This is a genomic window from Cupriavidus sp. GA3-3 (genome assembly GCF_000389805.1).
Lineage (GTDB): Bacteria > Pseudomonadota > Gammaproteobacteria > Burkholderiales > Burkholderiaceae > Cupriavidus > Cupriavidus necator_D.
Genome location: NZ_KB944502.1, coordinates 231,600 through 251,532, shown reverse-complemented (window position 1 = coordinate 251,532; position 19,933 = coordinate 231,600). Strand labels below are relative to the sequence as shown.

General features: G+C 68.9%; 19 protein-coding genes. 8 read left to right on the top strand and 11 right to left on the bottom strand.

Annotation, left to right across the window (positions count from 1 at the left end; all coding sequences use genetic code 11):
• Positions 1-9: 9 nt before the first annotated feature.
• The 7 genes from C265_RS26655 to C265_RS26625 all read right to left on the bottom strand — a co-directional run bounded on the left by C265_RS26655 (position 10) and on the right by C265_RS26625 (position 9,587).
• Positions 10-987: a nitronate monooxygenase family protein gene (locus tag C265_RS26655; RefSeq protein WP_010814870.1), complete on the bottom strand. Its 978-nt coding sequence runs from the start codon at positions 985-987 to the stop codon at positions 10-12.
• A gap of 126 nt (positions 988-1,113) precedes the next feature.
• Positions 1,114-2,550 carry a two-component system sensor histidine kinase CreC gene (gene creC, locus C265_RS26650; RefSeq protein WP_010814869.1) on the bottom strand — a complete coding sequence of 479 codons (1,437 nt, stop codon included), beginning with the start codon at positions 2,548-2,550 and terminating at the stop codon, positions 1,114-1,116.
• 9 nt (positions 2,551-2,559) lie between these two features.
• Positions 2,560-3,258, bottom strand: coding sequence for a two-component system response regulator CreB (creB, locus tag C265_RS26645; RefSeq protein WP_305728167.1), 699 nt, complete (start codon positions 3,256-3,258; stop codon positions 2,560-2,562).
• 250 nt (positions 3,259-3,508) lie between these two features.
• Positions 3,509-4,636, bottom strand: coding sequence for an NAD(P)/FAD-dependent oxidoreductase (locus C265_RS26640; RefSeq protein WP_010814867.1), 1,128 nt, complete (start codon positions 4,634-4,636; stop codon positions 3,509-3,511).
• Positions 4,637-4,874: 238 nt separating this feature from the next.
• A complete protein-coding gene (locus C265_RS26635; RefSeq protein ID WP_010814866.1) occupies positions 4,875-6,200 on the bottom strand; it encodes a sigma-54 dependent transcriptional regulator in 1,326 nt (441 codons plus the stop codon).
• Positions 6,201-6,208: 8 nt separating this feature from the next.
• A complete protein-coding gene (locus C265_RS26630) occupies positions 6,209-8,206 on the bottom strand; it encodes an ATP-binding protein (protein WP_037025359.1) in 1,998 nt (665 codons plus the stop codon).
• A gap of 82 nt (positions 8,207-8,288) precedes the next feature.
• On the bottom strand, positions 8,289-9,587 hold the full coding sequence (locus tag C265_RS26625) for a dicarboxylate/amino acid:cation symporter (protein ID WP_010814864.1): 1,299 nt from the start codon (positions 9,585-9,587) through the stop codon (positions 8,289-8,291).
• 393 nt (positions 9,588-9,980) lie between these two features.
• On the opposite strand from C265_RS26625, the gene C265_RS26620 reads away from it, so the two are divergent.
• The 5 genes from C265_RS26620 (at position 9,981) to C265_RS26600 (ending at position 14,030) form a co-directional block, all read left to right on the top strand.
• Positions 9,981-10,301, top strand: coding sequence for a ferredoxin (locus tag C265_RS26620; protein WP_010814863.1), 321 nt, complete (start codon positions 9,981-9,983; stop codon positions 10,299-10,301).
• Positions 10,302-10,449: 148 nt separating this feature from the next.
• Positions 10,450-11,091 (top strand): alpha/beta hydrolase, encoded by a 642-nt coding sequence (locus C265_RS26615; RefSeq protein ID WP_010814862.1) that lies wholly within the window; start codon positions 10,450-10,452, stop codon positions 11,089-11,091.
• Between the two features lie 62 nt (positions 11,092-11,153).
• Entirely contained in the window at positions 11,154-12,353 is a 1,200-nt protein-coding gene (locus C265_RS26610) for a D-alanyl-D-alanine carboxypeptidase family protein (RefSeq protein WP_010814861.1), read from the top strand.
• Between the two features lie 61 nt (positions 12,354-12,414).
• Positions 12,415-12,720, top strand: coding sequence for a YbeD family protein (locus tag C265_RS26605; protein ID WP_010814860.1), 306 nt, complete (start codon positions 12,415-12,417; stop codon positions 12,718-12,720).
• Between the two features lie 113 nt (positions 12,721-12,833).
• Complete coding sequence (locus C265_RS26600) at positions 12,834-14,030, top strand: class I SAM-dependent rRNA methyltransferase (protein WP_010814859.1); 1,197 nt, start codon at positions 12,834-12,836, stop codon at positions 14,028-14,030.
• A gap of 19 nt (positions 14,031-14,049) precedes the next feature.
• Here the strand turns inward: C265_RS26600 and C265_RS26595 are convergent, their stop codons facing one another.
• From C265_RS26595 to C265_RS26585, 3 genes are all read right to left on the bottom strand, one after another.
• A complete protein-coding gene (locus C265_RS26595; RefSeq protein ID WP_011614452.1) occupies positions 14,050-16,149 on the bottom strand; it encodes an ATP-dependent helicase in 2,100 nt (699 codons plus the stop codon).
• A gap of 159 nt (positions 16,150-16,308) precedes the next feature.
• Entirely contained in the window at positions 16,309-16,845 is a 537-nt protein-coding gene (locus C265_RS26590; protein ID WP_010814857.1) for a TlpA disulfide reductase family protein, read from the bottom strand.
• A 111-nt stretch (positions 16,846-16,956) separates the two neighbouring features.
• The gene (locus tag C265_RS26585; protein ID WP_010814856.1) at positions 16,957-17,460 is read right to left on the bottom strand and encodes a thioredoxin family protein; all 504 of its coding nucleotides are present in this window, start codon (positions 17,458-17,460) and stop codon (positions 16,957-16,959) included.
• A gap of 155 nt (positions 17,461-17,615) precedes the next feature.
• Here C265_RS26585 and C265_RS26580 point away from each other — a divergent pair, with 155 nt between their 5' ends.
• The 3 genes from C265_RS26580 (at position 17,616) to C265_RS31860 (ending at position 19,215) form a co-directional block, all read left to right on the top strand.
• Entirely contained in the window at positions 17,616-18,218 is a 603-nt protein-coding gene (locus tag C265_RS26580; protein ID WP_010814855.1) for a hypothetical protein, read from the top strand.
• Between the two features lie 82 nt (positions 18,219-18,300).
• The gene (locus C265_RS26575) at positions 18,301-18,948 is read left to right on the top strand and encodes a LysE family transporter (RefSeq protein ID WP_010814854.1); all 648 of its coding nucleotides are present in this window, start codon (positions 18,301-18,303) and stop codon (positions 18,946-18,948) included.
• 78 nt (positions 18,949-19,026) lie between these two features.
• Positions 19,027-19,215: a hypothetical protein gene (locus tag C265_RS31860; protein ID WP_081050386.1), complete on the top strand. Its 189-nt coding sequence runs from the start codon at positions 19,027-19,029 to the stop codon at positions 19,213-19,215.
• Here the strand turns inward: C265_RS31860 and C265_RS26570 are convergent.
• The gene (locus tag C265_RS26570) at positions 19,197-19,919 is read right to left on the bottom strand and encodes a GntR family transcriptional regulator (protein WP_010814853.1); all 723 of its coding nucleotides are present in this window, start codon (positions 19,917-19,919) and stop codon (positions 19,197-19,199) included. The genes C265_RS31860 and C265_RS26570 overlap by 19 nt on opposite strands.
• Positions 19,920-19,933 lie beyond the last annotated feature (14 nt).

Below are 19,933 nucleotides of genomic sequence, written 5' to 3'. Positions count from 1 at the left end.
AAACCTCGGTTAGCGCGCGATACCCAGGCGCGCCTTGGCGGCATCGTACTCCGCTTTCATGCGCGCGACGATTTCGCCGGCGGTGGGGATGTCGTGGATCTGGCCCACGCCCTGGCCGGCGCCCCAGACGTCCTTCCATGCCTTGGCCTTGGAGGCGCCGCTGGAGAAGTCCATCTTGCTCTTGTCGGCCACCGGCAGGTTGTCCGGATCCAGCCCCACGTTGCTGATGCTTTCGCGGATGTAGTTGCCGTGCACGCCGGTGAACAGGTTGGTGTAGATGATATCGGCGGCGGCCGAGCTGGTGATCGACTGCTTGTACGATTCCGCCGCGTGGGCCTCCTGCGAGGCGATAAAGCGCGTGCCGACGTAGGCAAAGTCCGCGCCCATGGCCTGCGCGGCCAGCACCGCCTCGCCGGTGGCGATCGAGCCCGACAGCGCGATCGGGCCGTCGAAGATCTTGCGCACCTCGCCCACCAGCGCGAACGGCGACAGCATGCCGGCATGGCCGCCGGCGCCGGCGGCCACCAGGATCAGGCCGTCGACGCCGGCCTCGATCGCCTTCTCGGCATGGCGCATGCTGATCACGTCGTGCAGCACGATGCCGCCATAGCTGTGCACCGCGTCGATCATTTCCTTGACCGGTGCGCGCAGCGAGGTGATGAAGATCGGCACCTTGTGGTCCACGCACACCTTTACGTCGTGTTCGAGCCGCGCGTTCGAGGTATGCACGATCTGGTTGACCGCGACCGGGCCCACCTGCGCGCCCGGGTTGGCGGCCTTGAAGGTGGCCAGCTCGCCTTCGATCTGGGTGAGCCACTCGTCGAGCAGCTCCGCCGGGCGCGCATTGAGCGCCGGGAATGAGCCGACGATGCCGGCCTTGCACTGCGCCAGCACCAGCTCCGGGTAGCTGACGATGAACATGGGCGAGGCGATGACGGGCAGGGCCAGGTTCTGCAGGGCCTGGGGCAGTTGCTTGGCGGCGGGCATGGTGTCTCCTGAACTACTGACGGGCACAGTGCAGGTGCCCTAAATGAACGGTCGTTCGATTATAGGGAGTTTCAGCGCGGTCACGTTAGAAGCCCCAGTCTATGCCGGTCCGGTCACCTCGTCGAACTACCCGGCCGGAAGGGTCAGTTCCGCCAGCGCGCCGCCGCCGGGGCGGTTGGCCAGCGTTACATCGCCATCATGCAACGTTGCCACCTCGCGTGCAAAGCACAGGCCCAGGCCGGTGCTCTTGTCCGCACCGTGCGGGCGTGGCAGCGAGTAGAAGCGCTCGAACACGCGCGGCAGCGCGTAGTCGGGGATGCCCGGGCCCTGGTCGGCGACGGCGATGGCCAGCGCGCCGCCGCGGCGCTCCAGCCGCACCATGACTTCGCTGTCCGGCGGGGCGAAATCGATGGCATTCTCCAGCAGGTTGGCGATGGCCTGGCGCAGCAGGAACGGATCGCCGGCGACCAGGTCCGGGCTGGCGTCGGCGGCCAGCCGCAGCGTGACGCCGCGCTGGCGCGCGCGCGGTTCCAGCTCGCTGCCCAGTTGCGCCAGCAGCGGCGCCAGCCGCACCGGCTCGCGCACTTCCAGGCGCTGGCGCTGCTCGACATCGGCCAGTGCCAGCAGCTTGCGGATCATGGTTTCAAGCCGCCCGGATTGTGCACGGATATTGGCGACGAAGCGCTGGCGGTCCGCCGCCGGCATCTCTTCCTGCAGCAGCTCGGCGGCGCCGCCGATCGCGGCCAGCGGGCTCTTCATCTCATGGGTCAGCGTGTGGATGTAGTGCTCGACATACTGCTTGTCTTCCAGCCGCTCGCGCATGCCCTGCACCGCGCGGCCCAGCTCGGCCAGCTCGCTGCCGCCGCGCAGCGGCATCTCCGCGCGTTCGCCGGCCGCCACCGCGCGCGCATACCCGCGCAGCCGGCCAAGTCCATGCGCCAGCCACAGCGTGCAGGCCAGCCCGATCACGCAGGCAGCGCCGATCAGCAGGCCGCCGTAGAGCAGGATCTTGCGCTGGCTGCGCTCGATGAAGGGCGCCATCGCCGCATTGGGCTTGGCCACGGTCAGCACGCCGATGATGCGCTCGCCGTCCGCGTCGCGTATTGGCGCGGCCACGTGCATCACGGTGCTGGCCTCGTCGTCGGGGTCGGTGCGCGTGCTGCGTGCGCCGTACTTGCCGCGCAGCGTCAGGTAAACATCGTTCCAGCGCGAATAGTCGCGGCCCACGTCAGTACCGGTGGAGTCAAAGCGCACGATGCCGTTGGCATCGGTCACGTAGACGCGGTAGCCGATGCTGTCCTTGTGCAGGCCCGACACATCGGCATTCACCGCCACATCGCGCAGCGCCGCCATGTGCCGCGCGAAATCGCCGTCGGCAATGCGTCCGGCCTTCATGTCGTCGGCGGCAAGCGCCGCCAGCACGTGCGCGGTGTCGATCAGCGTGTCTTCCATGGCCTGGCGCACGCCGGGCTTGACCTCCTGCACAAACACGCGCAGCGTCAGCACCGTGGCCAGTCCCACGATCAGGAAGAAGCCGAAGAAGATGCGCAGGCCGATATGCATGGCGTGCGCTCAGGGTTCCAGCGAATAGCCCATGCCGCGATGGGTGCGGATGCGCTCGGCGCCGTCGGCGGAAGCCTCCCGCAGCTTGGCGCGCAGGGTCTTGATATGGGTGTCGACGGTGCGGTCGCTGGTGTCGAGTGCATCTTCCCAGACGCACTCCATCAGCTGCGCGCGCGAGTAGATGCGGCCCGGATGTGTCACCAGCCAGGCCAGCAGCAGGTACTCGTAGCGGGTCAGCTCCAGCCAGCGGCCGCGGTAGGCCAGGCGCGCGCCGTCCTTGTCGTGCGTGAAGCCGGCAACTTTGTCGCTCTTCGCCGCGGTAGCACCGCCGCCGCGCGCCCGGCGCAGGATGGCGCGCACGCGCGCGGCCAGCTCGCGCGGCGAGAAGGGCTTGACCACGTAGTCGTCGGCGCCGATTTCCAGCCCGACGATGCGGTCGATCTCTTCATGGCGCGCGGTCAGGAAGACCACCGGCGCATTGCTGAACGTGCGTAGCGTGCGGCAGACCTCGAAACCGCTCAGATCCGGCAGGCCCACGTCCAGGATTACCAGGTCGGCCGCGCCGGCGCGCATGCGCTCGAGCGCGGCGCCGCCGAGCGTGCAGTGCTCGGCCAGCATGCCGTCGGTGCGCAAGGCATAGAGGATGGTGTCGGCGATGGCCTGCTCGTCTTCCACCACCAGGATCCGCGGTTGTTCCATGCCCGGCATTTTAGTCCACTGAATCACTGAAATCGGTCGGCGCCTGCCATGTCATGCGGGCGCATCGCGTCGTTGCAAATGCTCGCAATAGCCGTGCTATTGCTGCGCCCTGCCCTTGCAGGGCGCACATGCGCTTGCAAGCGCATGCCGCTACGCAGGCGGATTGCCATGCAATCCGAAACCCCTGCTTCGCCCTAGCGCTGCATCCCGCATGACATGTCCTTCGCCTCCCATTTCAGTGATTCAGTGGACCAGCCGGTCAGGCGCTGGTGGCTGCGCGCGGCGGCGGCGCGGGATCCTCGCCTCGGCGCTTGTGGAAATAGATCTGCTCCGCCGCCCAGCGCAGCGGCGGCGAGTACAGCATCAGGTCGAAGGGCCAGTCGCACTGGAAGCGGTCGAACATCCAGCGCAGCGCACGTTTGGCGCGAAAGCGCGGCGCGCCGGCGGTGGCGACCGCTTCCGGGGCCGGGCCGCCGCGCAGCAGGTGCGCGGCCACGGCCTGGCCGACCGACTCGCCATGGGCAAAGGCATAGTGGATGCCCCCGGCGGTGACCGGCGACACGATGCCGGCGGCATCTCCCGTCAGGATCACGCCGTCGCGCGCCAGCGGGAAGGCCGGGCCGCCGCATGGGATCAGCCCCGCGCGCGTCGCCGCAGGCTGCGCCAGTTGCGGCAGGCCGGCGCGCTCGCGCACATGCGCCAGCAGACCGTCCAGGTCTGGCGCGCGGCCGTGCCGAGGCAGGTAGCGCAGCGCCAGGCCGGCCTGCACGCCGGTGGGGTTCTGCGCGATCCAGCCGATATAGCCGGGTGCGAAGCGCCGGGTGATGAAGCAGTGCAGCGCGCCCGGCTCGGGCAGCGCCAGTCCCGGGAACTCATACTCCACGCCATACAGGAAGCTGTGCACGCGCCCCAGCCCGGCACACTGGGCCACGCGCGATTTCGCGCCATCCGCGCCGACCAGATAGCGCGTATTGCCCACGCCGGTCACATGCCAACCGCCGTTGCGCGGCACCGCGCCCACGAACGCCTGGCCCAGGCGCAGCTCGACCCGGTGGCGCACCAGCTCGGCGGCCAGCCAGCGCATCAGGCGCGGCGTATCGGTGGTGTGGAAATAATAGCCGGGCGCACTCAGGTCGATGCTGCGCAGCCTGGGCGAGTACAGCCGCACCTGCTCCACGCGGTGCACGCAATCGGCCGGCGCGCGGCCCAGCCAGGTCTGCTCGATGGCTTCCTTGACCAGGATGCCGGTGGTGTGGAGCTTGTCGCCGGGATCGGTCTTGCGTTCCAGCACCAGCACGCGCAGGCCGGCGCGCGCCGCGGCCAGGGCGCAGGCGGCGCCGGCAAAGCTGGCGCCGGCGATGACGATGTCGTAGTCGAAGGAGGGCATGGCGGGTCCCGGAGATGGCAGGGCTCCAGTCTGGCCAGCGGGGGTGAGGGGAATGTGTGGCGAGTGTGAAGTGGCGGGGCGGGGTGCACAACCCAAAAAAACGCCCCGCATACGCGGGGCCGTCAATTACCACGAAGATTGATACACACGGCGGGCACCTGCCAATGCCGCAGCCGCCATCGAAGAATAGGCCGCCAATGTGACGGCGGCATGGCAGCGCAATGAAGGCAGCATGACATCACAGCCCGTAGCGCTTGATTTTGTCATAGAGCGTGGCCTTGCCGACTTGCAGCAAGTCCGCCGCCTGGCTGACCGCGCCGCCGGTGCGTGCCAGTGCATCCGCAATCACCGCGCGCTCGAAGTGCTCCATCCGCTCTCGCAGCGGCGCGGTTTCATCGGGGCCCGCGGCCTGCGCACCTGCCTGCCCGCCCTCCGGCACGCCCAGCACCATCCGATCCGCCGCATTGCGCAGCTCGCGCACATTGCCCGGCCAGGGACGCTGGGCCAGTGCCTGGCGTTGCGCCTCGGACAGGATCGGCGCCGGCCGCTGGTAGCGCACCGCGGACACCAGCGAGAAATGCTCGAACAGCGGCACGATGTCCTCGCGCCGCTCGCGCAGCGGCGGCAGCGCGATGGTGACCACGTTCAGCCGGTAATACAGGTCCTCGCGGAAGCTGCCCTGTGCCACCAGCGCATCCATGTCGCCCTTGGCCGCGGCGACGATGCGCACATCGATCTTCACCGAGGCATTCGACCCCAGCCGCTCCAGCGAGCCTTCCTGCAGTACCCGCAGCAGCTTGACCTGCAGCGCCAGCGGCATGCTCTCGATCTCGTCGAGGAAGAGCGTGCCGCCCGAGGCATGCTCGAGCTTGCCGATGCGGCGCTTGCCGGCCCCGGTGAAGGCGCCGGCCTCGTGGCCGAACATCTCGCTCTCGAAGATGGCCTCGGGCACCGCGCCGCAGTTCAGCGCGATAAACGGGCCTTCGGCGCGGCCGGACAGCGCGTGCAGGCTGCGCGCCACCAGTTCCTTGCCGGTGCCGGTCTCGCCGTTGATCATCACCGGCACGTCGGTGGGCGCGACATTGGCCACCAGCGCGCGCACCTGCCCGATCGCGGGCGAGCGGCCGATGATGCGCGTGCCCGCCGCGGGGCCGGCCAGTTCGCGGCGCAGCGCCTGGTTTTCCAGTTCCAGCGCGCGGCGTTCCAGCGCGCGGCGCACAGTGTCGGTGAGGCGGTCGGCGCCGAAGGGCTTTTCGATAAAGTCGTAGGCGCCTTCGCGCATGGCTTGCACGGCCATGGTGATGTCGCCGTGGCCGGTCACCAGGATCACCGGCACGCCCGGCGCGGCGTTGCGGCAGTGCTGCAGCAGGTCCAGCCCGCTGGCGCCGGGCAGGCGCACGTCGGTCACCACCACGCCGGCAAAGGCGCCGTGCAGGTGCGGGATCGCGGCCTCGGCGGAGGGCAGCGCCAGCACCGCGAAGCCGGCCAGCTCCAGGCTCTGCGCGGTGGCCTGGCGCACCAGCGGCTCGTCTTCGACAAACAGGACACGCAGACCGTCTTGCATGGCAATACTCATTGAGAGGCGGAAACCGATGGCGCCGGATCGATGGCGGGGGCGCGCGCCAGCACCAGCGTGAACTGCGCGCCGCCGCCGGGCACGTTGGCCACGCTCAGCTGGCCGCCGAACTCGCGCACGATCGACGACGAGATCGCCAGCCCCAGCCCCAGACCCTGCCCGGTTTCCTTGGTGGTGAAGAAGGGTTCGAACAGGCGCGGCAGCGCTTGCGGCGCGATGCCGGTGCCGTTGTCGCGCACGACGATGGTGACGGCGTGGTCTTCTGCCTGCACCTCGAGATCGATCTGTCCCTGCGCCGGTGCGGCCGCCGCAATCGCATCCAGCGCGTTGCCGAGCAGGTTCAGCAGCACTTGCTCCAGCTTCAGCTCATCGGCGCGCACGGCCAGCCCGGGCAGGGCGTCCAGGCCGGTGACGTTGACGGTGACCGCGCCAAGGCGCGGTGCCAGCAGCGCCAGCACATGATCGACCGCGGCGCGCAGCGCGACCGGCCGGTGCACCGGGCGCGCCTTGCCGGCGAACAGCTTGAGCTGCCCGGTGATCTTGCCCATGCGCTCGGTCAGGTCGGCAATGGCGGTCAGGTTGCCTTCGGCCGCGGCCAGCTGGCCGCGCTCCAGCAGCACGCGGGTGTTGTCCGAGAACGTGCGCAGCGCCGCCAGCGGCTGGTTCAGCTCATGCGTGATGCCGGCCGCCATCTGCCCCAGCGCGGCCAGCTTGCTGGCCTGCACCAGTTCGTCCTGGGCCGCGCGCAGCTCGCTTTCAGCACGGGTACGCTCGGCCACTTCATCTTCCAGCTTTTCATTGATCGCCATCAGGTCGGCGGTGCGGGCCTCGACGCGGCGCTCCAGCTGGTCGTAGGCGGCCTCAAGCAGGCGGCGGCTGTACTGCATGTCGCGCGCGCGCTGGCGGCGCTGGCGCCAGTTGACCAGCAGCAGGCAGATGCAGGCATAGGCCAGCGCCGCCGCCACGGTGGCGTTGCGCGCATTGGCCAGCACCGGCTCCAGCGGCGCCATCACCTGCATGGTCCAGCCAGCCGCGCCGACCGTGCGGTCCAGTTCCAGGTAGCGGACGGCGCGTTCGGCGCCGTCCGGGGCAGAGGTGGTCTTGCTGGCGGGCGATTCGTCGCGCACGCGCACCAGCCGCGCGCCGTCGGCCAGCGTGGTGTCCGCCAGCCAGCGCGTGACCGGCGAGGTCAGCGGCTCCAGCGGCAGCGGCGTCACCGCGCGGCCGTGGTACTGGCGTGTCTTTTCCATCTCGGCCTGCAGCGGCGGCGGCAGCGGGCGCAGGGTGCGGTACTGCCAGGCCGATACCGACGACAGGAAGATCACGCCATGGTCGTCGCTGACCATCAGCGGCTCGGCGCCGCTGCCGGCGCGCTGGAACCACTCCAGGTTGAGCTTGACCACGGTCACGCCGATGACCTTGCCGCCGGACTCGACCGGCTGCGCGAGGTAGTAGCCGGGCTCGTCGCTGGTGATGCCGATGGCATAGAAGCGCCCCATCTTGCCGCCCGCGGCGGTCTGGAAGTAGGGGCGGAAGCGGTAGTCTGTGCCGACAAAGCTGCCGGGCTGGCCGTGGTTGCTGGCCGCCAGCGCAATGCCGTTGGCGGCGATCACATAAGTGGCCGAGGCATGCGCGCGGCGGTTGACCTCCGCCAGGTACTGGTTGGCGGCGGCCACGCGTTGCGGGTCGTCGGGGGAGTCCAGCAGCCCGCGCACGAAGGGGTGCAGCGAGACCAGCGCGGGCAGGAATTCGTAGCGGTCGAGGGTGCTTTCCAGCGTGGCGGCGTAGCGGTCGGCGCGCGTGGCCGTGCTTTGCTGGAGGCTGGCCAGGCCGCGCTGGACCGAGACCAGCCAGGTCAGCGCGCACAGCAGCAGGAGACCCGCGGCCAGCGCCAAGGCAAAGCCCCACCATCGCCCGCTGCCGACGGCCGGCGCGTGGGCCGGACGGGTGGCGGCGGGGTCATGCACGGCGAGAAAATCGTCTGAGTGGGTCATCGGCGCGCGCGGGGGCTGTCGCGCCGATGATACCTGCTGGCGGGCGGCCGGGGCAGCCGTCCGCGCAGCGGTGGTGGCGCCCTCAGCGGACGCCCTGGCCCACGTCGGCAAGATCCGCCACATCGCCGCTGCCGCCGTTCAGCACGCTGGCCAGGCGCTTGCGGTCAAGCTCGCGCTCCCATGCCGAGACCACCACCGTGGCCACGCCGTTGCCGATGATGTTGGTCAGCGCGCGGCACTCGCTCATGAAGCGGTCGATGCCGAGGATCAGCACCATGCCCGCCACGGGGATGGTCGGCACCACCGCCAGCGTCGCGGCCAGCGTGATGAAGCCCGAGCCGGTCACGCCGCTGGCGCCCTTGGAGGTGATCATCGCCACCGCCAGGATGGTCAGCTGCTGCATCAGCGTCAGCTCGATGCCGGTGGCCTGCGCGATGAAGATCACCGCCATCGTCATGTAGATGTTGGTGCCGTCCAGGTTGAACGAATAGCCGGTGGGCACCACCAGGCCCACCACCGAGCGCGAGCAGCCGAGCTTTTCCAGCTTCTCCATCATGTGCGGCAGCGCCGCTTCCGACGAGCTGGTGCCCAGCACGATCAGCAGCTCTTCCTTGATGTACGAGATGAAGCGCACGATGCTGAAGCCGGTCATGCGTGCGATCGTGCCCAGCACCACCAGCACGAAGATGATGGCCGTGAAGTAGAAGGTGCCGATCAGCTTGAGCAGCGGCACCAGCGAGCCCAGGCCGTACTTGCCGATGGTGAACGCCATCGCGCCGAAGGCGCCGATCGGGGCCACCTTGGTGATCACGTGGACGATATGGAAGAACACCTTGGAGACCTGCTCGATCAGCTGCACCACGATGCGCGCGCGTTCGCCGAGCACGGCCAGCGCGGCGCCGAAGAACAGCGACACCAGCAGGATCTGCAGGATGTCGCCGTTGGCAAAGGCGCTGAAGACCGTGTCCGGGATGATGTGCATCAGGAACTCGACCGTGCTCTGGCCGTGCGCCTTGGACACGTACTGGGCAATCGCCTTGGTGTCCAGCGTGGCCGGGTCGATGTTGAAGCCCACGCCCGGCTTGAGCAGGTGCGCGGCGCCCAGCCCGATCAGCAATGCGAAGGTCGACACCACCTCGAAGTACAGCAGCGCCTTGCCGCCGACGCGGCCGACCTTCTTCATGTCGCTCATGCCGGCGATGCCGGTCACCACGGTGCAGAAGATGATCGGGCCGATGATCATCTTGATCAGCTTGATAAAGCCATCGCCGAGCGGCTTCATGGCCACGCCGGTGTCGGGCCAGTAGTGGCCGAGCAGGATGCCGACGCAGATGGCGAACAGGACCTGCACGTACAGGATCTTGTAGAAGGGTTTTCTCATGATGTCGTCCTCGGTGTTGACCGTACCCGGGCGCTATCGCTCGGGCCGCGCGCCGTCACGGTTGCGGCGCGTTCAGGGACGGGAATTCGCAACCGCCGTGCCAGTCAAACCGGCATTGCTAACTGGTTGATTCACAAGGAAACACCGGCCCGGCAGGGGCGCGCGGCCTCCGGGATTCCGGAAATCCGGACGGCGCGACTCCGGGGTTTCGGAATGCCGGATGCATCGCAGGTGCGCGAAGCGCCACCCGATGGGGGCCGGCGGCAACTTAGACCGCCGTGCCAGGGCGCCGCCATCGCGGCCATGCCGCCGCGACACCGTATAATTCCGAGCTTCCGTTCAATGCCGTCCGGGCCGTGCCGCCGTCCGGGGCCGCCTTCTCACACCGTACGCATGAGCAGCTACTACCAGCACCACGTCTTCTTCTGCCTGAACCAGCGCGAGGCCGGCGAGAACTGCTGCGCCAACCACAACGCCCAGGCGATGCAGGAATACGCCAAGAAGCGTTGCAAGGAACTGGGCATCGCCGGCGGCGAAGGCCGCGTGCGCATCAACAAGGCAGGCTGCCTGAACCGTTGTGAACTCGGCCCGGTGCTGGTGGTCTACCCCGAGGCCATCTGGTACACCTTTGTCGACGAGCACGACATCGATGAAATCATCGACAGCCACCTGATGAAGGGCAAGCCTGTCGAACGGCTGATGGTGGACCGCTGAACCAACCGAAGCCGGCGCATGCCGGCTTGTTGCTTCCCTGTTTTGCCGCTTTGCCGTATTGCCCCGCCGCCCGCCAGCCGGACGGTTTTTTCATTTTTGCCCGGGCTTCCCGCCGGGCGCTGGCTTCACCGCCATCCTGACCGCCATCATGAACGCGCATACCCAGGTACTTTCCATCGCCGGTCCCGCCGGTGCGATCGATCTCTCGGTAGACCTGCCGCAAGGTGAGCCGCGCGGCCTGGCGCTGGTAGCGCATCCGCATCCGCTGTTCGGCGGCACCAAGGACAACAAGGTCGCGCAGACGCTGGCGCGCAGCTTCGTGCAACTGGGCTATGCCACGGTGCGCCCCAACTTCCGCGGCGTCGGCGGCAGCGCCGGCGAGCATGACAACGGCATCGCCGAGCAGGACGACCTGCTGGCCGTGGTGGCCTGGATGCGCCAGCAGACCGCGTGGTCGGCACAGGCCGCAACGCTGCCGCTGGCCATGGGCGGGTTCTCGTTCGGCAGCTTCGTCACCACCCACGTGGCGCGCCGCCTGGCCGAGGCCGGCACGCCCGCGCAGCGCCTGGTGCTGGTGGGCACCGCCGCCAGCCGCTGGCAGGTAGCCGAGGTGCCGGCCGACACCATCGTGATCCATGGCGAACAGGACGACACCGTGCCGCTGGCCAGCGTGTTCGACTGGGCCCGCCCGCAGGAGCTGCCGGTGATCGTGATCCCCGGCGCCGACCATTTCTTTCACCGCAAGCTGCACCTGATCAAGCAGCTCGTCGTCAATGCGTGGGACCGGTGAGGCCGGCACGCCGCCACCCGGACCATCCCCGCGCCACCTTCTTACTGTCGGAAAACAGAAACATGCTGAATCGAGCCACGACACGCCTTTCGTCCGCTTTTGCTCCCGCCGCCATCGCCGCCGCCATCGTGCTGGCCGCCGCGCCTGCCGCCGTCCTGGCGCAGGGCGTGCCGATGCCGCAAGTCGCAGCCAAGTCGTGGATGCTGTATGACGTGACCAGCGGCCAGGCCCTGGCGTCGCAGAATGCCGATGCGCGCATCGAGCCGGCCTCGCTGACCAAGCTGATGACCGCCTACCTGGCGTTCGAGGCACTCAAGGAAAAGCGCCTGACGCTGGACCAGGCGGTGGTGCCGACCAGCGTGGTGCTCAAGGTCAAAAGCGACGAGTCGCGCATGTTCATCGAGCCCAACAAGCCGGTCACCGTGCAGGACCTGCTGCTGGGCCTGATCGTGCAGTCGGGCAACGACGCCGCGCTGGCGCTGGCCGAAGCCGTGGGCGGCTCGGAAGAGGGCTTCGTCGCGATGATGAACCGCGAGGCCCAGCGCATGGGCATGAAGAACACCCACTTCACCAACACCGACGGCATTCCCGACCCGAACCACTACACCACCGCGGTCGACCTGGCCACGCTGACCACGCGCCTGATCAAGGACTTTCCCGAGTACTACGCCATGTACTCGCAGAAGGAGTTCACCTATAACAAGATCAGGCAGCCCAACCGCAACCGCCTGCTGTACATCGACCCGACCGTGGACGGTGTCAAGACCGGCCACACCAAGTCCGCCGGCTACTGCCTGATCTCGTCGGCCAAGCGGCCGCTGGCCAACGTGCCGGACGGCTCGCGCCGCCTGATCTCGATCGTGATCGGCACCACCACCGAACAGGTGCGCACCCAGGAAAGCCTGAAGATCCTCAACTACGGCTTCCAGTTCTTCGACACGCTGCGCCTGTACGACAAGGGCCAGGTGCTGGCCACGCCGGACATCTACAAGGGCAAGAGCGGCACGGTCAAGATCGGCGTGCAGAACGAGACCTTCGTCACCGTGCCCAAGGGCACCGGCGGACGCCTCAAGCCGGTGCTGGAGCGCCAGGAACTACTGATCGCGCCGATCTCGGCAGGCCAGCAGGTGGGCATGGTCAAGCTGATGGACGGCACCAACAAGGTGGCGGAGTTCCCGGTGGTGGCGCTGGAAGAAGTGCCCGAGGCCGGCTTCTTCGGCCGCCTGTGGGACACCATCCGCCTGTGGTTCAAGCGCAAGTGACCTGAATGCGCGTAAGCCGGCGCGCCATGCGGCGCGCCGGTTTCGTGCCGGAGAATCCGACATGACAACCGACAAGCAAGGCAGCAACAAGCCGGGCGACATCCCGCCGGAGCAGTCGCTGATCGAATACCCCAGCCACTTTCCCATCAAGGTGATGGGCGCGATGCAGGACGGCTTTGCCGAGGCCATCGTCACGCTGGTGCAGGAGTTCGATCCCGACTTCCACGCCGGCAAGATGGAAATGCGCCCCTCCAGCGGCGGCAACTACCTGGGCCTGACCGTGACGGTGTGGGTCACCAGCCGCGAGCAGCTCGACGACTTGTATCGGGCGCTGACTTCGCATCCGATGGTGAAGGTCGTCCTCTAACCCGTCCTTCCCGCATTGTTTTCTCCCCTCTCCCGCGCGCGGGAGAGGGGAGTCGCCTTGATGCGTTCGCGCCAGTTTCAATTGCTGGTGGTCTGCAGTTTCCCCATACCAACATGAACACCATCACCCTGAAACCCGGCAAGGAAAAATCCCTGCTGCGCCGCCACCCGTGGATCTACGCCACCGGCATTGCCACGACCGAAGGGCGCTGCGAGCCGGGCGCGACCGTGATCGTGCGCGCCGCCGACGGCCGCTTCCTGGCCAAGGCCGCCTACAGCCCCGAGTCGCAGATCCGCGCGCGCGCGTGGACCTTCGATGAAAACGAGCCGGTCGACCACGCCCTGTTCAAGCGCCGCGTGGCCGCGGCCGTTGCCTACCGGCGCCAATGGGTGAAGGACAGCGACGCAGTGCGGCTGATCTTCGGCGAATCCGACCGGCTGCCCGGCCTGATCGTCGACTACTACGGCAACGGTGATAAGGGCCAGCTGGTGTGCCAGTTCAATTCGGCCGGCGTGGAACACTGGAAGACCGCGATCGTGCAGGCACTGGTCAAGGAAACCGGCTGCCCCAACGTCTATGAGCGTTCCGACGCCGCCGTGCGCCAGCGCGAAGGCCTGGAGCTGGTGACCGGGGTGCTGGCCGGCGCCGAGCCGGATCCGGCGCTGTCGGTCACCGAGCACGGCGTGCGCTACTACGTCGACGTGCGCAACGGCCACAAGACCGGCTTCTATGTCGACCAGCGCGACAACCGCAAGCTGGTGGGCGACCTGGCCGCCGGGCGCGAGGTGCTGAACTGCTTCTGCTATACCGGCGGCTTCTCGCTGGCGGCGCTGCGCGGCGGCGCCACCTCGGTGACCTCGATCGATTCGTCGGGCGAGGCGCTGAAGATCGCCGCTGGCAATGTCACGCTCAACGGCTTCGAACCCGAGCGTGCCACCTGGCTCGATGCCGACGTGTTCAAGACCCTGCGTGAATTCCGCGCCGAGGGCCGCCAGTTCGACCTGATCGTGCTGGACCCGCCCAAGTTCGCCCCGTCGGCGCAGCATATCGACCGCGCCGCGCGCGCCTACAAGGAAATCAACCTGGTCGGCATGCAGCTGCTGCGCCCGGGCGGGCTGCTGTTTACCTACTCGTGCTCGGGCGCGATCAGCATGGAGCTGTTCCAGAAGATCGTGGCGGGCGCGGTGACCGATGCGCGCGCCGATGCACGCATCCTGCGGCGGCTGTCGGCCGGCACGGATCACCCGATGCTGGCGGCATTCCCGGAAGGCGAGTACCTCAAGGGTTTGCTGCTGGAGAAGGTAGCGTAAGACGGATGTGTGGCGCTGGTCAGCGCCACATATTCCGCATCCGGCTGGCCAGGTCCACCGGCGCCAGCGCGGGTCTGGCCGGCCCTTCGCCCGGCATCGGCGGGGGTGGCCACGAGCGGCTGTAGAAGTTGGGCATCACGCGGTTGGGCAGGAAGCGCGTGCGCGACGCATACACATGCCGGTCGCCGAAGCCCACCTGCTGGTGCACGTAGAAGCGCTGCGGCACCACGATGTCCAGGTGGTCCCTGGCCCGCGTCATTGCCACATAGAGCAGCCGCCGTTCTTCCTCGATCTCTTCGGTGGTGCCGGTCGCCAGGTCGCTCGGCATGCAGCCGTCAACCGCATTGAGCACGTACACCGCCTTCCATTCCTGGCCCTTGGCCGAGTGGATGGTCGACAGGATCAGGTAGTCCTCGTCGCGCGAGGGCACGCCGGATTCGTCGCTGGAGGCGCTGGGCGGGTCCAGCGTCAGTTCGGTCAGGAAGCGCTCGCGCGCGCCGTAGGTGGCGGCGATGCGCTCCAGCTGCTGCAGGTCGGCCTGGCGCGCGGCGGCATCGTCGTGCAGGCGCTCCAGGTGCGGCGCGTACCAGGCCAGCACTTGCTCGAACTCCGACGGCCACGGCGAGGTGGGCGCCATCAGCGCGCGCGCCAGCGCCAGCAGGTCGGCCCAGGCGGGCGCTGCGGCCGGCGGCGGCTCGAATTGCTCCAGCGAGAACAAGGGCTCGGTGGCCAGCGCCAGCGCATCGAGCACGCGCGCCGCGGTCTTGGGGCCGATGCCGGGCAGCAGCTGCAGCGTGCGGAAGCCCGCCATGCGGTCGCGCGGGTTCTCCAGCCAGCGCACCACCGCCAGCGCGTCCTTGACGTGGGTCGATTCCAGGAATTTCAGCCCGCCGAACTTCACGAACGGGATATTGCGCCGGGCCAGCTCGATCTCTACCTGCGCGCTGTGGTCGGCGGCGCGGAACAGCACCGCCTGTGCCATCAGCGTCAGGCCGGCCTCGCGCCGCGCCAGCACCTGCTCGACCACGTAGCGGGCCTGGTCGGCCTCATCGTTGACCACGATCACGCCGGGCTTTTCGGCCGAGGCGCGCTCGGACCACAGGTCCTTGGTATAGCGCTCGGCCGCCAGCCCGATCACGGCGTTGGCGGCCTGCAGGATCGGCTGCGTCGAGCGGTAGTTCTGCGACAGCGTGACCTGCTGCGCGGCCGGCGTGAACTGCGCCGGGAAGTCCAGGATATTGCGCACGGTGGCGCCGCGGAAGGCGTAGATCGACTGCGCGTCGTCTCCCACCACGGTCAGGCCGCGGCCGTCCGGCCGCATGGCCAGCAGGATCGACGCCTGCAGCGCATTGGTGTCCTGGTATTCGTCGACCAGCACGTGGTCGAAGCGCGCGCCCATGTCCTGCGCGATGGTGGGCTCGGCCATGGCCTGCGCCCAGTACAGCAGCAGGTCGTCATAGTCCAGCACATGCTGCTTCTGCTTGGCCTCGACATAGCCGGCGAACAGGGTGCGCAGCGCATCCGCCCACATCGCGTAGCGCGGGAACTGCTGCTTGAGCACGTCTTCCAGCGGCGCCTGGGTGTTGACCACGCGCGAGTAGATCGCCAGGCAGGTTTCCTTCTTCGGGAAGCGGCTGGCGGTCTCCGACAGGCCCAGGTCGTGGCGCACCACGTGCATCAGGTCGGCGGCATCGCCGCGGTCGCTGATGGTGAAGGCGGGCGACAGGCCCAGGGTCTCGGCGTATTCGCGCAGCAGGCGCGCGCCGATGGCGTGGAAGGTGCCGGACCACTGCAGCGCCGCGCGCCCCGCGCCGGTCTGGGTGCCGAGCGCCTGGTCGACGATGCGCTCGACGCGCCGTCCCATCTCCGCCGCGGCGCGGCGCGAGAACGTCAGCAGCAGGATGCGTCGCGGATCGGCGCCGGCCAGCACCAGGTGCGCGACCCGGTGCGCCAGCGTATTGGTCTTGCCCGAGCCGGCGCCGGCGATGATCAGCAGCGGCGCGTCGCTGCCGTGTTCCACCGCGGCGCGCTGCTCCGGGTTGAGCCGGGACAGGTAGGCGGGGACATCATCGGCTCCAGGGGCAGCGAGGTCGGCGGCGGGGGCTAGGTCCAAAGTCACAGGCGGGGCTCGGGGAAGGCTCGGAAAACTCAGAAAAAGGCTGGCGCCAACTGTATATCCATACAGGGATGTCGCGCAACCTGCTGCCCTGGCGATCGTGCGTAAAAACAGAAAAAGGTGCTCGATGAGCACCTTTTCGCTGCGGTTGCCGCGGGAGCGTTACGCGGACTTTGCCAGCGCGCCATCCAGCAGCTTGTGCAGCGCATCCCACTCGGGCTCGCCCACATAGCGCTTCAGGATGCGGCCGTCCTTGTCGACCACGAAGGTGGTCGGCGTCAGCTGCACATTGCCGAAGGCCCTGGCCGCGGTGCCGTCGGAATCCATCGCCACCTTGAACGGCAGGCCGCGCGTCCTGGCGTAGTTCATTACATACATGGGCGGGTCGTAGTTCATCGCCACGGCGACGAATTCCAGCCCCTTGCCCTTGAACTGCTCATAGGTGCGGACCATGTCAGGCATTTCCTTGACGCAGGTGGCGCAGCTGGTGGCCCAGAAGTTGATCATGTAGACCTTGCCCTTGAGGTCGGCGGTGCTGACCTTCTCGCCCGACAGCAGCGTGAAGGTGGCCGCCGGGGCCGTATTGGCCGGCGCCAGCGCGCGGTAGCCGAACCAGCCCAGCAGCGCGAGCACGACCACGGCCGCGACGATGGGCCAGGGCTTGCGGGAGGATTTGGTGGCAGGGGCAGCAGTGGTCATGGAATCCGGGTCAGGCAGGTTCGGTCAGCAATGGGACATTCTAATGCCGCAGGCGTTCGCGCGCTGCGCGGGGCCGGGCTGCGGCAATCCGCCGCAAGCGTCCCGATCGATTCAGCGCCGGACGGCGGCGCGTGCCTGGTCCAGCGCCTGTTCCAGGTAGGCGCCGTAGAAATCCGGCTGCATGCCGCGCAGCGGGCCGGCGGCGGCGCGGCCCTGGCGGTCCAGGAACAGCACCGTGGGCGCCACCCGCACCTGGTGCGCCCGGGCCCACGCGCGCGCGGTGGTCAGGCTGCCGTCGGCATCGCGCAGCGGGGTGTCGGCGGTCATGTCGAGCTCGCGCACGGCAATCTCGCCGGCGGCGGCCTGCGGGCCCAGGTAGTTGCTGCGCACGGCATCGCAATAGCTGCAGCCCGGCATCGACACCAGTACCACCAGCGGCTCGCCGCGGCGAGCGGCCTCGGTGCCGTGGGCGGCCAGGTCGGTGGCCGGGGGCAGGTGGGCGGGGCTGGCGGCGGCTGCGGGCATGCCGGCCGCGGCTGCCAGCAACGCACCCGCGGCCACCCAGCGCAGGCTGGCTATGGCGAAGGCGTGGCGGGCAATGAGGGCGGCAGGCATGGCTGGAACGTGGGGGGCAGGGCGGTAGCGGGAGCGGGAGCGGCGCAGCAAGCACTGGAGCGCCGCTTTCGGGATAATACCGGTTTCCGCCCGCAGGCGATGGCGTCCGCCAGCGCCGCCCGCAGCCTGCGCGCGCCGTCCCCCATGGATTCCCGATGCGTCTTGTGCCGCCCCCGCCGAGCTTTCCTGCCGCTGTCCGCCGCCCGCTGCTGTGCTGTGCCGCCGTGCTGGCATTCGCCCTGTGCGCCTGTTCACCGCGCTATGACTGGCGCACCATCCAGTCCGGCGAGGGCGCCTACGCCGCGCTCTATCCGGGCAAGCCCACCAGCGCCGCGCGCGACGTGACCATTGCCGGGCGCAAGCTGCCGATGACGATGGAAGCTGCGCGCGTCGACGACACGCTGTTCGCCGTGGGCGTGGTGACGCTGCCCGCCGATGACGAAGCGCTGCGGCGCGAGGCGCTGGCGGCGATGCAGGCCGGCCTGCTGGCCAACCTCGGCACGCCGTCGGGCGAGCCGCGCGCGCGGCCCGTCACCGTGATGAGCGCCGACCGTCCGGGCCGCCCGCTTGCCGGCGTGGAAGTGCAGGCCAGCGGGGTGTCGCCGCAGGACCAGTCGCCGCGCCGGCTGACGGCGCGCCTGGTGGCGGTGGGTACGCGCGCGTACCAGGCGGTGGTGCTGGAATCGGGCGATGCCGCGCGCGACGCGCGCCAGGCCGAGCAGGTGGAGCAGTTCCTGGGCGGCTTCCACCCGTTCTGACGCGCCGCGTCGCAGGAAAGATTGTTGGTGCCGTGGCTGCGGGAGCGTGGCCCCGGCATGGTTGTCGTCAAAGGAGAGTGGGATGCGTTGGGAAGTATGGTTGGCTTTTTTCGCCGCGTGCTGGGTGATCGCCGTGTCGCCGGGGTCGGGCGCGGTGCTGTCGATGAGCCATGGGCTCTCGTACGGGCTGCGCAGGACCACCACCACCATCTTTGGCCTGCAGGCCGGGCTGGTGATCGTGCTGCTGGTGGCGGGCGGCGGCCTGGGCGCACTGCTGCTGGCCTCGGAGCAGGCCTTCATGGTGGTCAAGACGATAGGCGCGCTGTACCTGATCTACCTCGGCGTGCAGCAATGGCGCGCGCAGGTGGAGAGCGGGGCGGACCAGGGTGGCAGCACCGCCCCCGTGCGCGTAGCGGTGATGAGCCGGCGCCGGCGCTTTGCCACCGGCCTGCTGACCAATGTGACCAACCCCAAGGGCATCATCTTCATGGTCGCGGTGCTGCCGCAGTTCATCGATCCCAACCGGCCGCTTGCGCTGCAGCTGGCGATCCTGGCGGCCACCATGTGCTGCGTGGACCTGGTGGTGATGCATGGCTATGCGCTGCTGGCGTCGCGCATGCAGGGGCTGTTCCGTAATGCGCGCGCGGTGCGCTGGCAGAACCGCTTCTTTGGCAGCGTGCTGATGGCGGTGGGCGCGGCGCTGTTCTTCGTGCGCCGGCAACACGCCTGAGCGGCGTCTGCATCAATACTGGCGCGCACCGGCCGGGTTTGCTTCAATGAGGAGGAAACCCGGCCACGGAGACCCCGCATGCCCGCCTTGCCGAACCCCCACGCCGGTGCGCGCCTGCAGCCGCGCCATACCGTGCCCCCGGTCGAAGAGCCCGGGCCGCCGGGCATCCCCCCGGACTTGCCGTTGCCGCCAGAGGAAGATCCGACCCCGCCCCCGGTCGAGCCGCCGGTCGCCGGGCGTGCCGGGCACTACTGCTTCAGCTCGTAGAAATCGTTCAGGCAGTAGCCGTCGGTCAGTTCGACCGGCTGGTCGCCATGGGTGTAGCCGGTGCGCAGGATATGCAGCAGCGGCTCGCCGGGCGCGATCTGCAGGCGCGCGGCCAGTGCTTCGCCGGCGACGATCGCGCGCAGCCTTTCGGTGACGCGCAGCACCGGCTTGCCGATCCGCTCCAGGTAGGCGTACAGCGATTCGCCGATGGCGCTGGCGTCGGGCAGCACGGCCAGTGCCAGCGTGGTGACATCCATCCAGAAGACCTGCCCGTCGGCCTTGCGCAGGCGGGTCAGGCTGACAATCTCTTCCCCTTCCTGCAGCGCCAGCGCCGCAGCCTCCTGGGGCGTGGCGCGGCGGCGTTCGAACGCCACCAGTTCGCTGGCCGGCGTCATGCCGCGCCGGCGCGCCAGCTCGCTGAAGTTGTCCAGCCGCGCCGCCTTCTGCTCAGGGCGCGGCGCGACAAAGGTGCCCGCGCCGCGGCTGCGCGTGATCGCGCCTTCCTCTGCCAGCACCTGCAGCGCGCGCCGCGCCGTGACGCGTGAAATCTCCAGTGAATCCACCAGCGTGCGCTCGGACGGCAGCGCGTCGCCAACCCGCCATTGGCCGGCCTGGATCGCCGCGGCCAGCCTGCGCGCCACTTGCAGGTAGATCGGCGTCGCCTCCGCTTCGTCCGGCTTGAGAGCCTGCAGCCGTTGATCCATTGCGAATCCTCGTA

Excerpts from the sequence above, each read along its gene's own strand:
- C265_RS26625 (WP_010814864.1), bottom strand. The coding sequence starts at position 9,587 with ATGAGAAAACCCTTCTACAAGATCCTGTACGTGCAGGTCCTGTTCGCC.
- C265_RS26640 (WP_010814867.1), bottom strand. The coding sequence starts at position 4,636 with ATGCCCTCCTTCGACTACGACATCGTCATCGCCGGCGCCAGCTTTGCC.
- C265_RS26655 (WP_010814870.1), bottom strand. The coding sequence starts at position 987 with ATGCCCGCCGCCAAGCAACTGCCCCAGGCCCTGCAGAACCTGGCCCTG.
- C265_RS26605 (WP_010814860.1), top strand. The coding sequence starts at position 12,415 with ATGACAACCGACAAGCAAGGCAGCAACAAGCCGGGCGACATCCCGCCG.
- C265_RS26570 (WP_010814853.1), bottom strand. The coding sequence starts at position 19,919 with ATGGATCAACGGCTGCAGGCTCTCAAGCCGGACGAAGCGGAGGCGACG.
- C265_RS26630 (WP_037025359.1), bottom strand. The coding sequence starts at position 8,206 with ATGACCCACTCAGACGATTTTCTCGCCGTGCATGACCCCGCCGCCACC.
- C265_RS26615 (WP_010814862.1), top strand. The coding sequence starts at position 10,450 with ATGAACGCGCATACCCAGGTACTTTCCATCGCCGGTCCCGCCGGTGCG.
- C265_RS26600 (WP_010814859.1), top strand. The coding sequence starts at position 12,834 with ATGAACACCATCACCCTGAAACCCGGCAAGGAAAAATCCCTGCTGCGC.
- creC (WP_010814869.1), bottom strand. The coding sequence starts at position 2,550 with ATGCATATCGGCCTGCGCATCTTCTTCGGCTTCTTCCTGATCGTGGGA.
- C265_RS26580 (WP_010814855.1), top strand. The coding sequence starts at position 17,616 with ATGCGTCTTGTGCCGCCCCCGCCGAGCTTTCCTGCCGCTGTCCGCCGC.
- C265_RS26635 (WP_010814866.1), bottom strand. The coding sequence starts at position 6,200 with ATGCAAGACGGTCTGCGTGTCCTGTTTGTCGAAGACGAGCCGCTGGTG.
- C265_RS26575 (WP_010814854.1), top strand. The coding sequence starts at position 18,301 with ATGCGTTGGGAAGTATGGTTGGCTTTTTTCGCCGCGTGCTGGGTGATC.
- C265_RS26620 (WP_010814863.1), top strand. The coding sequence starts at position 9,981 with ATGAGCAGCTACTACCAGCACCACGTCTTCTTCTGCCTGAACCAGCGC.
- C265_RS26585 (WP_010814856.1), bottom strand. The coding sequence starts at position 17,460 with ATGCCTGCCGCCCTCATTGCCCGCCACGCCTTCGCCATAGCCAGCCTG.
- C265_RS31860 (WP_081050386.1), top strand. The coding sequence starts at position 19,027 with ATGCCCGCCTTGCCGAACCCCCACGCCGGTGCGCGCCTGCAGCCGCGC.
- creB (WP_305728167.1), bottom strand. The coding sequence starts at position 3,258 with ATGCCGGGCATGGAACAACCGCGGATCCTGGTGGTGGAAGACGAGCAG.
- C265_RS26590 (WP_010814857.1), bottom strand. The coding sequence starts at position 16,845 with ATGACCACTGCTGCCCCTGCCACCAAATCCTCCCGCAAGCCCTGGCCC.
- C265_RS26610 (WP_010814861.1), top strand. The coding sequence starts at position 11,154 with ATGCTGAATCGAGCCACGACACGCCTTTCGTCCGCTTTTGCTCCCGCC.